The following is a 12,124-nucleotide window of genomic DNA, read 5'->3' on the forward strand; positions in this document are numbered from 1 at the left end:
TAAAGGGGAATATCTATTGGAGGTACCGTGCCAATCCCTACGCCCGCACAAGTGGAAATGATTCGTCCTGCTCACACCGAGCAGTCACGCCTGCGAAACTTCTGCATCATCGCGCACATTGACCACGGTAAATCCACGCTTGCTGACCGCATGTTGCAGTTGACCGGCATTGTTGAGCAGCGTGATATGCGCGCTCAGTACCTCGATCGTATGGATATTGAGCGTGAGCGTGGCATCACCATTAAGTCTCAGGCTGTTCGTATGCCGTGGACACGAGATGGCCAGGCGTACGCGCTCAATATGATCGATACGCCCGGTCATGTTGACTTCACCTACGAGGTCTCTCGATCGCTTGCAGCGTGTGAAGGCGCGGTTCTTCTGATTGATGCTGCGCAGGGTATTGAAGCACAGACTCTGGCAAATCTTTACCTCGCTCTGGAAAACGATCTTGCGATCATTCCCGTTTTGAACAAGATCGATCTGCCCGGTGCTCAGCCTGAAAAGTATGCTGCCGAGGTTGCTCAGCTGATTGGATGCGATGAATCCGAGGTCCTGAAAGTGTCGGGTAAGACCGGTGAAGGCGTTGCCGAGTTGCTGGATCGTATCGTCGAAGTCGTTCCCGCTCCGAATGGCAACCCAGACGGTGCAACCCGAGCCATGATTTTCGACTCCGTCTACGACACCTACCGCGGTGTGGTGACCTATGTTCGTGTCGTTGATGGTGCCCTGTCCACGCGCCAGCGCGTCAAGATGATGTCGACCGGCGCGACCCACGAACTGCTTGAAATCGGTGTGATTTCGCCAGAACCGATGCCCAGCGAAGGTATTGCCGCCGGCGAAGTAGGCTACCTCATCACGGGCGTGAAAGACGTGCGTCAGTCGCGCGTCGGCGACACGGTGACATTGAACGTTCGAGGCGCTGAGGAACCGCTGTCCGGATACAAGGATCCGCGTCCGATGGTCTTCTCCGGTATCTACCCGGTTGACGGTTCGGACTTCCCTGATCTGCGAGATGCCCTTGAACGTCTTCAGCTCAATGACGCAGCGCTCACCTTCGAACCTGAATCGTCGGCAGCCCTCGGCTTTGGGTTCCGTTGTGGCTTCTTGGGCCTGTTGCACCTCGAAATCATCCGGGAGCGATTGGAACGCGAATTCGGACTCGACTTGATCGCAACAGCGCCGAACGTTGTCTACACGGTCGTTGCAGAAGACGGAAGCGAGATCATCGTTGAAAACCCAGCGATGTTCCCCGAAGGGAAGATCTTAGAGGTTCGCGAGCCTCTTGTTGAAGCAACAATCCTGACGCCGACTGATTTCACCGGCACGATCATGGAACTCTGCCAGGATCGTCGCGGAACCATGAAGGGCATGGACTACCTGTCCGAAGAACGCGTCGAGCTCCACTACACCTTGCCTATGGCAGAAATCGTGTTCGACTTCTTCGATCAGTTGAAGTCGCGCACTCGCGGATACGCCTCGCTTGATTACCAGGAGAAGGGTGAGCAGAGTGCCGATCTGGTGAAGGTCGATATTTTGCTCAACGGTGACCGCGTTGACGCGTTCAGCGCGATTGTTCACCGCGATGCTGCATATGCGTACGGTCAGCGGATGACGAAGCGTTTGAAGGAACTGATCCCCCGCCAGCAGTTCGAAATCCCTGTTCAAGCAGCAGTGGGTGCACGCGTTATTGCTCGCGAAACGATCAAGGCACTGCGTAAGGACATGCTGGCTAAGTGCTACGGCGGTGACATTACGCGTAAGCGCAAGCTGCTTGAAAAGCAGAAGGAAGGCAAGAAGCGCATGAAGTCCATCGGTCGCGTGGACGTGCCACAGGAAGCCTTCATCGCAGCCCTGACATCGGATGTTCCAACCGGAAAGAAGTGATTGTGGCGGATCGCCCCAGCTATCGCTCAGGAGAGGCTCCCGAAGGGGAAGTCTTCTTCGCGCGGACCAAGTCGTTTACACGTCGTAGTCGTGAGCTCCCGCTGAATCTCCAGCGAACCTGGGATACTCACGCGTCGAAGTATGTGATCGAACCTGAGCGGGGGATCGGCTATACGACTGTCGCCGATACTTTCCGCTTGGATCCGGTTCAACTTTTCGCTCGCAAGGCCCCTCTGACTGTTGAAATCGGATCGGGCACAGGCGAACAGATCGTTGAAGCGGCTCGCACGCACCCTGAACGTGATTACTTGGCATTTGAAGTGTGGGTGCCCGGTATCGCGAAGCTGATCTCCAAAGCCGTTGAGGCTGGAGTAACGAATGTTCGTGTGATCGAAGCCGATGCTCAGCAGGCATTCCCGATTGTTTTCGCCGACTCAGCCGCTAACGAGGTTTGGACATTCTTCCCCGATCCGTGGAGGAAGTCGCGTCACCATAAGCGTCGTCTTGTGTCCCCCGAGTTTGCTCTCGAGGTTGCACGAGTCCTCGCTGATGGCGGTATCTGGCGACTTGCAACCGACTGGGACAACTACGCGTGGCAGATGCGCGACGTAGTAGAGGGATGCCCGCTGTTCGCTAATCCCTACGAAGGCGAGCGCCCCGACGAATCCGATGAACAGCCGACTCGCGGTGGTTTTGCCCCTCGCTTTGCAGGTCGCATTGTCACGCACTTTGAAACCCGGGGCCTTGACGCAGGTCGTGTTGCCCACGATGTTGTCGGAGTTCGTTTGCCTCGTGAAACCACTCATGCGCGTACGACCCAGGGTGAAAACACTTCCGATCAGGCGGAATAAGGAGCTGGCTGTTGCCTCCGGTCCAACCCGATGGAATTGAATGGCCGAAAGATGGCCATCTTGATTCAGCAATAGCTGAAGTTGACCAAGGGCGTCCGTTTTCGCTCTACGTGCACGTTCCGTTCTGCACGGTTCGATGCGGATACTGCGACTTCAACACGTACACAACAGGATTCGGTGTGGGGGCAGAGCCTGGCTCATACGCACGCTCCATTGAAGCCGAAGCACAATTCGGTAGGCGCGGCCTCGTGAATGCCGGATTTGAACCGCGACCAGCTGAAACTGTCTTCATCGGTGGTGGAACGCCCACTCTTCTTGACACCGACGAAGTGGCACACATCCTCGATAGCCTGCGAAATCATTTTGGGATCGCACAGCAAGCCGAGGTCACGATTGAAGCGAACCCCGATTCAATCGACGCCAAGGGGCTGCTCAAGTTAAAGGAGGCGGGCGTCACTCGGGTTTCTTTCGGAATGCAGTCAGCAGTACCTCAGGTGCTTGCAACGTTGGACCGCACGCACAATCCCCAGAAAGTCCCCTCTGTCGTCCAAGCCGCGCGCGATGCTGGCTTGGACGTGTCCGTCGACCTGATCTATGGGGCGCCGGGGGAGAGCATCGATGATTGGCATCGGTCGTTGGATGCTGCGGTCGCTCTGGAAACGGATCACATTAGTGCGTATGCGCTGGTGATCGAAGAGGGCACAAAAATGGGCGCGCAGGTCGCTCGCGGTGAGTTGCCCATGCCGGACCCGGACGACGAAGCAATCAAATACGAACTCGCTGACCAGGTCCTTACTGACGCGGGCTTCAAATGGTACGAAATTTCGAATTTTGCGCGCCCGGACGTAAACGAAGCTGGCGTGGAACCGACCGAACTACGTCACGCAAGCCGACATAACCTAGCCTACTGGCGTGACTGGGACTGGTGGGGGCTAGGACCCGGCGCGCACTCGCACGTGGGACGTTACCGCTGGTGGAACGTCAAACACCCGGCCGCCTACGCGGGGCGCGTGCAAGCGGGAGTTTCTCCGGCGCTCGCGGGCGAAATACTTCAGTCCGATGCTCGAGCACTGGAGAAAGTCATGCTCGCCGTGCGCACCTCCGAAGGCATACGCACGTCGGATGTCATCAATATCCACGCGTTGCCAGGCTTGATCGCAGACCAGCTGATCGACGGAGTAAATGCGCTGAAAGGGCGGGTCGTTCTGACGCTGAAAGGGCGACTTCTCGCCGATTATGTGACCCGCGAACTCATGGGATTCTGACCTTCATCTCTCGTTGCCACTGCATTCCTATAGGGGTGCCTCTATCCTTGAAAGGGAGCGCGGTCATTACTGGCCGCAGATGATCCGTCAATAGGAGGGCACGATGAGCCAAGACATGGGACCCAACCCGTACGTCGTCAACATCGAAGAAGCGACGATGGAAAACACCAACTACCGCACCACCCTGTGGACTGGTAAGAACTTGCAGCTCACCGTTATGTGCATCCAGCCCGGACACGACATCGGCCTGGAAATTCACGAAGACCACGACCAGTTCCTCCGCATCGAAGGCGGGCGCGGCCTGGTGCAGATGGGGCCGGCCAAGGATGATCTGTCCTTCGAGGTCGAAGCCTCAGACGATGATGCCATTTTCGTTCCGGCTGGCTCCTGGCACAACGTCACCGCAATCGGTGATGAGCCCCTTCGCGTTTATTCGATCTACGCTCCGCCAGAGCACGCACATGGCACCATCCACGTGACCTACGAAGAAGCCATGGAAGCCGAAGCCTTGGAGCATGGCGAACACTGAGCTTCATAGAAGGGCTGAGCCTTAAAAGGGGCGGGTGATACCGGAGTGATCCGGTATCACCCGCTTTTGCTTCCATTCGAATCCAGCCTGTAGTCCCATCGCGTTGTCTCGTCGGCGAAACTAGAGGCTGAGCATTCACGTGAACTGCAATAATGACAAAGGTTTGCCGAATTTGCTGAGAAATCTTGCGGTGATAAACTCCCGTCGGCACATTCTATTAAGTAGAGAGTCCGGTTATATGCCCAAGACAACACAATCGACGGGGACGTCGCTGAAGGAACTGACTCTGCGAGGCGTCATTATCGGTGGCATCATCACCGTCATCTTCACCGCAGCGAACGTATACCTCGGCCTGAAGGCGGGCCTGACCTTCGCAACCTCCATCCCCGCGGCCGTCATTTCGATGGCAATTCTGCGTTACTTCAAAGACCATACGGTCCAAGAAAACAACATCGTTCAAACGATCGCGTCCGCGGCAGGCACACTGTCCGCGATCATCTTCGTTCTCCCTGGCCTCGTCATGGTCGGTTGGTGGCAAGGTTTCCCATACTGGCAGTCGGTCTTTGTCATCGCTCTCGGTGGCATTCTCGGCGTTATGTATTCGATCCCGCTACGTCGCGCACTGGTCACGCACTCTGACCTCCCCTACCCCGAAGGCGTCGCTGCCGCCGAGGTTCTGAAGGTTGGCGATACCAACGAAGGTGCCGAAGAATCCAAGCGTGGTTTGCTCGCCATTATCTGGGGCGGTCTGTCATCAGCTGGTTTTGCCATCCTCGGCTCAATGAAGGTTCTCGGCACCGAAATCGGCACCGCTTTCAAGTTCGGTGCGGGTGGCACCATGGCTTCGGCTTCGTTCTCGCTGGCCCTGATCGGTGTTGGACACCTGGTTGGCATTGGTGTGGGTATCGCAATGATCGTCGGCCTGGCGATTTCGTACATCGTCTTGCTACCGTGGCGGACCTGGGGAATTGTTGACCCCTCGGCTCTTGCTGACACGGTTGGTACCGTCTTCCGTTCTGAAGTCCGATTGATCGGCGCTGGCGCGATTGCTGTTGCAGCAGTGTGGACGCTGATCAAGCTGATCGGCCCCATCGTCATCGGTATTAAGGATTCGCTTGCATCGACTGCGAAGCGCGAGTCGGGTGAAACTGTCCCGCTGACCGAGCAGGACCTGTCCGGCAAGATCGTTATCGGCGTGACCCTTGCAGTGATGCTCCCGATCGGTGTTCTGCTCTGGCTGTTCTTAAAAGACACCGCCATTGCACACAACTCGTTGGGCCTGATCATCATTTCGATCCTGTTTATCCTGATTACGGGGCTTGCTGTTGCATCCGTCTGCGGTTACATGGCGGGTTTGATTGGTGCCTCCAACTCGCCGATTTCCGGTGTCGGCATCATCGTCGCTATCGCAGCTGCCCTGGTTGTGAAGGCTATTCACGGCACCGCATCCGGTGACGAACTGTCCGCCCTGGTTGCCTACACGTTGTTCACTGCAGCCGTTGTCTTCGGTATCTCCACGATTTCGAACGATAACCTGCAGGATTTGAAGACCGGTCAGCTGGTGGGTGCAACCCCGTGGAAGCAGCAGGTTGCTCTGGTTATCGGCGTTCTCTTCGGCGCGATCATCATTCCGCCGGTTCTGAACCTGATGGGCAACGCTTTCGGTTTCCAGGGCGCTCCGGGCGCTGGCGAAAACGCTCTTGCAGCTCCGCAGGCCTCTCTGATCTCTGATCTGATTAAGGGCGTCTTCGGCGGAGACTTGAACTGGAATCTGTTGGGCATCGGCGCACTGATCGGCATCGTCGTTATCATCATTGACGAGGTCCTGAAGAAGACCACCAAGAAGATGTCACTTCCCGGTCTGGCTGTCGGCATGGGCATGTACCTGCCGATCTCGATTACCCTGACTATTCCGATCGGTGCGCTACTCGGTATGGTCCACGACAAGTGGGCCGCCAAGCAGAAGGATCCCGAGAAGGCAAAGCGCATGGGTACCCTGGTTGCCACCGGTTTGATCGTCGGTGAGTCCCTCTGGGGCGTCGTTTACGCCGGTATCGTCGGCTTCTCCGGTAAGGACGCACCACTTGCGTTCATGCCTGATTCGTTCGCGGGAGTTGCTCAGTGGCTCGGCCTGGTCGTTTTCGCTGGTGTGATCGGCTTCTTGTACTCCAAGACCCGCAAGGACACGCTGAAGTGATCAACGTGAACTAATGCGTTCTGGTGATTGCGCGCTAAGGTGCCCGGTGCCCGTTAGGGGTGCCGGGCACCTGCGTTTCGTGCAGGCACTGCCTTGCAATCTTGCTTAGTGTGGTCGAGTGATGTCCCAAGAAAACCGCTTCGACCCATATTCGACTTCGTTCGACCCGTATGGCACGGATATTTTAAGCTTTGACCCGCACCGTGATGGGCCACATGCGCCTCGCCCGCGTTCGCAGGAAATCCCGGTTGAACTGGGCATGGTGTTAGAGGACGTGGTAACAGGCTGGGTTGGTGCTGTTATTCGCGTTGAAAAATCGGGTGGTATGCACGTCGTTGAATTAGAAGATCGGCGAGGGGCAGTCCGGTCCTTCCCTCTCGGTGGCGGTTTCTGGCTGGAGGGCCGTCCCGTTACGCTTGCACCGCCTCGCCCTCACGAATCTGACGTGCCCACATTCAGGCCTCAGTTGACTACCCACGGTGGGCGTGCGGTGACGAACTCGGGTTCGATTGCTGGGCCGAAGAGGGTCCCGAAGATAGCGAAGCAGTCGCGGATCTGGGTTGAGGGTCGCCACGATGCGGAGCTCGTCCAACACGTGTGGGGCGATGATCTGGCAGAAGTGGGAGTAGTCGTCCAGTTGCTTGAGGGCGTGGATCATCTTGAAGAGATCCTGGAAGTCTTCGGACCGTCTGATGAAGTTCGCGCCGGTATTCTGGTCGATCACCTTGTAGAGGGGTCGAAAGAGTCGCGGATTGCCCAGCGTGTTCAGTCGCGTTGGTCTAGCGGTGTGCTGGTTGTTGGTCACCCGTTTGTGGATATTTGGCAGGCCGTGAAACCTGCTCGCCTGGGGCTGACGCGCTGGCCGGATATTCCGCGAGGTACGGATATTAAGCATGGCACTCTCGATGCGCTGGGCTGGTCGCATGCAAATCAAGCGGATATTGCGATGGGGTGGAAGCGAATTCTCGCCCAGGTCCGCAATTATAAGGACGTTGAGCCGGCTCTGCTGGGGCGCGTTGAAGAGCTGATTGATTTTGTCACTGAACCAGGTACTCGTTAGCGTCTGCGCAGTTGGGGGATAGTTCCACCGCCATTCATTGTTTCGTAGTGACGAGGCCGGGACTGTCAGCAAAGGCTTTGCTTGAGTATTGCCCGTTGTGAAGAGGTAGCGCCAACGTTGTGCTCGTTACTTCGGCTGGGCGCTTTGATGGGCAGGGAGTAGAATTGGCACTCAGATAGAGCGAGTGCCAGATTCGTGTCGAAACCGATCCTTCACATCACGGCTTCGATAGCGCGTGGTACTCCGCGTCAGTTTTCGCTTGGAACGGAGGACACATGAACGACGATCGTCGGCTTGGCGTTCTTCGAGCGATCGTCACTGAATACGTGCACACCCGTGAACCCGTGGGGTCAAAGGTGATTGCTCAGTCGCACGATTTAGGTGTTTCTTCTGCGACGATTCGTAATGACATGGCTCTGTTGGAAGAAGCTGGTTTGATCTATCAGCCTCATACCAGTGCTGGTCGTGTTCCCACGGATAAGGGCTACCGACTTTTTGTTGATTCCCTGTCCGCGTTGAAACCGATGAGTGGCCCGGAACGCAGTGCTGTTGAGCATTTCCTTGAGGACTCATTGAACTTGGACGATGTGGTTGTCCGAACCGTGCGTCTGCTGGCGCAAGTAACGCATCAGGTGGCTGTTGTTGAGTATCCGACGTTGACGTTGCAGACGCTGAAGCGGGTAGAGATCGTTGATCTTGCTGCAAGCAGCGTGCTGGTCATTGTCGTGACCGATTCCGGACGCGTTTCTCAGGACACTATTGAGCTTCGTACGCAGTTGAGTAGCGGAGATATTACGGTTCTTCGCGAGAAGCTCAATGCTGTTTTTTCAGCTCTTGGCCCCGATGAGATTCTCGGTAGCGTCGAGGCCCTGAAGGCGCTTCTTGAAACGCGTTTGCATGATGTGGCAGATGTTCTTGCCCAGAGCATTGCGCATCTCCTTCGCCCCAGTGGTGAATCGAAGATCGTCATGGCTGGTATGTCGAATCTTGCCAGAGGAGCAGTTGACTTCCATGATATTGCGCCGGTCTTAGACGCTTTGGAAGAGCAGGTAGTACTGATGCGCCTGTTCTCTGAACTGCAGCTTGATGATGATGTTCATGTTTCAATCGGTGCGGAAAATGAACATGACGCGCTTGCTGAAGCATCGGTTGTGGCTTCCACGTACCATGCGCCTGCACGTAGCGGTAATACGCGTGCTCACCTTGGTATTGTTGGCCCAACTCGCATGGATTATGCGCGAACGATGGCTTCTGTCAGGGCTGTTGCTGCCTATCTTTCGCGGTACTTGAATCGCTAGATTGCCTCCCATGAGCTTCACCGCCGATGCGGTGATCACACGAAAGAACATAAGGAACGAAGAGAAGTGAACGACTACTACGAGGTCCTTGGCGTATCAAAGGATGCGACTGCCGACGAGATTAAGAAGGCGTATCGCAAGAAAGCGCGTTTGCTACACCCTGACTACGCTGGACCCGAGTCAGAAGAGGCTTTCAAAGAGCTTTCTGTTGCCTACGAAACGCTCTTAGATCCCCAGAAGCGTCAAATGTATGACCTTGGAGGGCCGGATGCCGTGCGTGGTGGTGGTTCACCATTTGGTGGTGCTGGTGGCGGGTTTTCTGACATCTTTGATGCGATGTTCTCTGGTTTCTCCGGTCAAGCTTCCGGGCCGGTGCCTCGCGTTCGTCGTGGTTCCGACCAGCTGATCGGCGTGGAGATTTCCTTGAAGGACGCTGTTTTCGGCGCGAAGAAGGAAGTTTCATACGGAACGTATATTCTGTGTGATTCGTGCCATGGTTCAATGTGTGCTCCCGATACTGAGCCCACACGGTGCGGGACGTGTAATGGAACGGGCTCGGTGACGCGCGTCCAGAACACGATGTTTGGCCGTATGCAGTCGCGTGGAGCCTGCCCGGCCTGTCAGGGGTATGGCACGATTATTGCATCGCCCTGCCATGAATGTGCCGGTCAGGGGCGTGTTCGTTCGCGTCGTACGATTACGGTTGATATTCCCGCCGGTGTAGACGAAGGAACTCGTATCAGGGTTGGTTCCGAAGCTGAAGTTGGCCCCGGTGGCGGTCCGAATGGTGATCTCTATCTTGAGATCAACGAGAAGGCGGATGATGTTTTCGTCCGCCAAGGCGATGACTTACACACGTGGATCACGATCCCGATGACAACGGCTGCTTTGGGGACGAAGTTTGACCTCGATACGTTCGACGGTGCGCAACACGTCGAGATCCCGGCTGGTACTCAGCCGAATGCTGATATTGAACTGAAGAATTTGGGTGTCAGTCGTTTGCAGCGTTCTGGTCGCGGTGATTTGCACGTCCACGTGAATGTTGAGATCCCGAAGAAACTTGATGATCGTTCGCGTGACCTTCTGGAGCAGCTTGCGGATCTTCGCAAGGAGACGCGTATCGAACCAGACCGCCGTCCCTCGTCGATGTTCGACAAGATCCGTGAAGCGTTCACCGGCCAATGACACGTCCCGTTTTCATTTACGAGGGCGACCTAGTCCCCTGCGAGTTGGATGCGGGCGATACAGTCTCGCTTGAAGGAACTGAAGGCCATCACGCGGCCACCGTTCGGCGTATCGGAGTAGGTGAGTGGATCGACCTGATGGATGGCCACGGTACGAGGCTCACGTGCGAGGTTCTCTCCACCTCGAAGAAAGGTCTTGATCTTCGTGTTGATCGGCGTGTGATCGAACCTCAGGCGACGCCCCAACTGATTCTTGTTCAGGGGCTTGCAAAGGCTGGACGAGACGAACAGGCGATTGAAGCCTGCACCGAAATCGGGATTGATAAAGTGATTCCCTGGCAATCTGAGTATTCGGTTGTCCGGTGGAACGGTCCAAAAGCCTCAAAAGGTAAAGCGAAGTGGGAATCCGTCGTTCGTGCGGCCGCTAAGCAGGCGCGACGAGCGTGGATCCCCAGCGTCGGCGACGTTGCCAACTCAAAAGCGCTCGCCACATGGGTTGAAGCAAATATAAAAGCCGGGGGCAAGGTTTTCATTTGTCACGAGGAAGCAACCGAATCGCTGAGTTCAATCATTGCCAGTGATCCCACGTCGTTCACCGCAGCGTCAAGTTTGACGCTGGTGGTTGGCCCAGAAGGCGGAATGAAGAGCGAAGAAGTGGACTGGCTTCAAGACGCTGGAGCGTCTTTGGTTGGTCTTGGCGCAAATGTTCTTCGCTCGTCGACGGCTGGAGCCGTGGGAGCGACGCTCTTAAGCGCGACGCTTGGACGCCTGTAACTCGAGCATGTGCACTGGTGGCCGACAGTGCATACTGTCGGCCACCAGTGCTTCTATGGGTTAAAGCCTCAGCTTTCGATCGAACCGATGATCGTGAAGGTCATTGTGTGGGATTGGCCAGGGGCAAGCACAATGAGATCCTCGCCTGAATTAAAGGCATTCGGAGGGCAGGTCATTGGCTCAACGGCGATGCCGGTTCGTCCCATGGAATCAGCAGTGAATGCCTGAACCCACGGGGTGTCAGCTTTCAATTGAACCGTCAATCCGGTTTCCGGATCACGCAGTTGAACGGTCCATTCACCTTCGGGCAAACCGGTGAAAGCATGGTCAACAGATTGTGAGCCAAGTAGGCGCGGAGTGCGGAAATCACGCTCAAGATCGCCTACCGGGATCGTTTTAATGGGAGCCATGTTCTGGTCGACTTGGATGATCTCAGAGGCTGGAATCGTAACCTCGTATCCATCATTCTTCTTGCCATCGAGCGACAGGTAGGGGTGGGATGAAACGCCATATGGGGCGGGTGTGGAGCCGACGTTCTTTGCCACTAGAGTGATGGTTAGACCACGGCAGGCACTGAGTGCGTAGGTTACCCACGCTTCAATCGGCCACGGGTAGCCGTAGCGGGGAGCGATGAATGCTCCCAGTGTTGCTGAGTCAGAGTCAGCGTGAATGATCGTCCAGTCAACCCAGGTCATCAGACCGTGCAATGCTGAGCCGGTTGCAGCTTCATTTACGTCAACCGTGTAGGTGACGCCTTCCCACGTGTATGCTCCTCCAGCAATACGGTTCGGCCAAGGCATCAGCGTTTTCCCCAAATAGCCTTCGGGAATTTCATCCGCGTCATGGGCGACGACTAAGTCGCGCCCTGCGTACTTCAGCGAGGCGAGTCCGGCGCCGACGGTAACGATCCGAGCCTCGTATTCGCCAGAAGAAAGAAGGATTTCGTAACCGGACGCGTGACGGGTAGGCATAGGTGCTCCTGACGGTTGGTGAATGCGTGAACTAGCGCGCTTATGCAATCAAGCTTAGTTGCGACAAGTGACAAAGTGAGGAAGTAGATTGACGAGGCACGAACTGTCACT

The 12,124-nt window shown here is 56.2% G+C and carries 10 protein-coding genes; 9 read left to right on the forward strand and 1 reads right to left on the reverse strand.

Features of this window, described 5'->3' with window-relative positions; all coding sequences use genetic code 11:
- Window positions 1–57 precede the first annotated feature (57 nt).
- From lepA to PG731_RS05625, 9 genes are all read left to right on the forward strand, one after another.
- On the forward strand, window positions 58–1,884 hold the full coding sequence (gene lepA, locus PG731_RS05585; protein ID WP_442952655.1) for a translation elongation factor 4: 1,827 nt from the start codon (window positions 58–60) through the stop codon (window positions 1,882–1,884).
- The gene (gene trmB / locus PG731_RS05590) at window positions 1,881–2,735 is read left to right on the forward strand and encodes a tRNA (guanosine(46)-N7)-methyltransferase TrmB (RefSeq protein ID WP_270772693.1); all 855 of its coding nucleotides are present in this window, start codon (window positions 1,881–1,883) and stop codon (window positions 2,733–2,735) included. The genes lepA and trmB overlap by 4 nt, the downstream gene beginning before the upstream one ends.
- An 11-nt stretch (window positions 2,736–2,746) precedes the next feature.
- A complete protein-coding gene (hemW, locus tag PG731_RS05595) occupies window positions 2,747–4,000 on the forward strand; it encodes a radical SAM family heme chaperone HemW (RefSeq protein WP_270772694.1) in 1,254 nt (417 codons plus the stop codon).
- Between the two features lie 103 nt (window positions 4,001–4,103).
- A complete protein-coding gene (locus PG731_RS05600; RefSeq protein WP_270772696.1) occupies window positions 4,104–4,529 on the forward strand; it encodes a cupin domain-containing protein in 426 nt (141 codons plus the stop codon).
- Between the two features lie 238 nt (window positions 4,530–4,767).
- Window positions 4,768–6,726: an OPT family oligopeptide transporter gene (locus PG731_RS05605; RefSeq protein WP_165778168.1), complete on the forward strand. Its 1,959-nt coding sequence runs from the start codon at window positions 4,768–4,770 to the stop codon at window positions 6,724–6,726.
- 259 nt (window positions 6,727–6,985) lie between these two features.
- The gene (locus PG731_RS05610) at window positions 6,986–7,786 is read left to right on the forward strand and encodes a DUF3097 family protein (RefSeq protein WP_442952656.1); all 801 of its coding nucleotides are present in this window, start codon (window positions 6,986–6,988) and stop codon (window positions 7,784–7,786) included.
- A gap of 275 nt (window positions 7,787–8,061) precedes the next feature.
- Window positions 8,062–9,084: a heat-inducible transcriptional repressor HrcA gene (gene hrcA / locus PG731_RS05615; RefSeq protein ID WP_270772698.1), complete on the forward strand. Its 1,023-nt coding sequence runs from the start codon at window positions 8,062–8,064 to the stop codon at window positions 9,082–9,084.
- A 66-nt stretch (window positions 9,085–9,150) separates the two neighbouring features.
- On the forward strand, window positions 9,151–10,269 hold the full coding sequence (gene dnaJ, locus PG731_RS05620) for a molecular chaperone DnaJ (protein ID WP_270772699.1): 1,119 nt from the start codon (window positions 9,151–9,153) through the stop codon (window positions 10,267–10,269).
- A complete protein-coding gene (locus PG731_RS05625; protein ID WP_270772700.1) occupies window positions 10,266–11,042 on the forward strand; it encodes a 16S rRNA (uracil(1498)-N(3))-methyltransferase in 777 nt (258 codons plus the stop codon). The genes dnaJ and PG731_RS05625 overlap by 4 nt, the downstream gene beginning before the upstream one ends.
- A gap of 68 nt (window positions 11,043–11,110) precedes the next feature.
- Here PG731_RS05625 and PG731_RS05630 read toward each other — a convergent pair whose 3' ends face one another.
- The gene (locus PG731_RS05630; protein WP_270772701.1) at window positions 11,111–12,013 is read right to left on the reverse strand and encodes an aldose-1-epimerase; all 903 of its coding nucleotides are present in this window, start codon (window positions 12,011–12,013) and stop codon (window positions 11,111–11,113) included.
- Window positions 12,014–12,124 lie beyond the last annotated feature (111 nt).

This window comes from Pauljensenia sp. OF14-1SRA (assembly GCF_027694595.1).
GTDB lineage: Bacteria > Actinomycetota > Actinomycetes > Actinomycetales > Actinomycetaceae > Pauljensenia > Pauljensenia turicensis_B.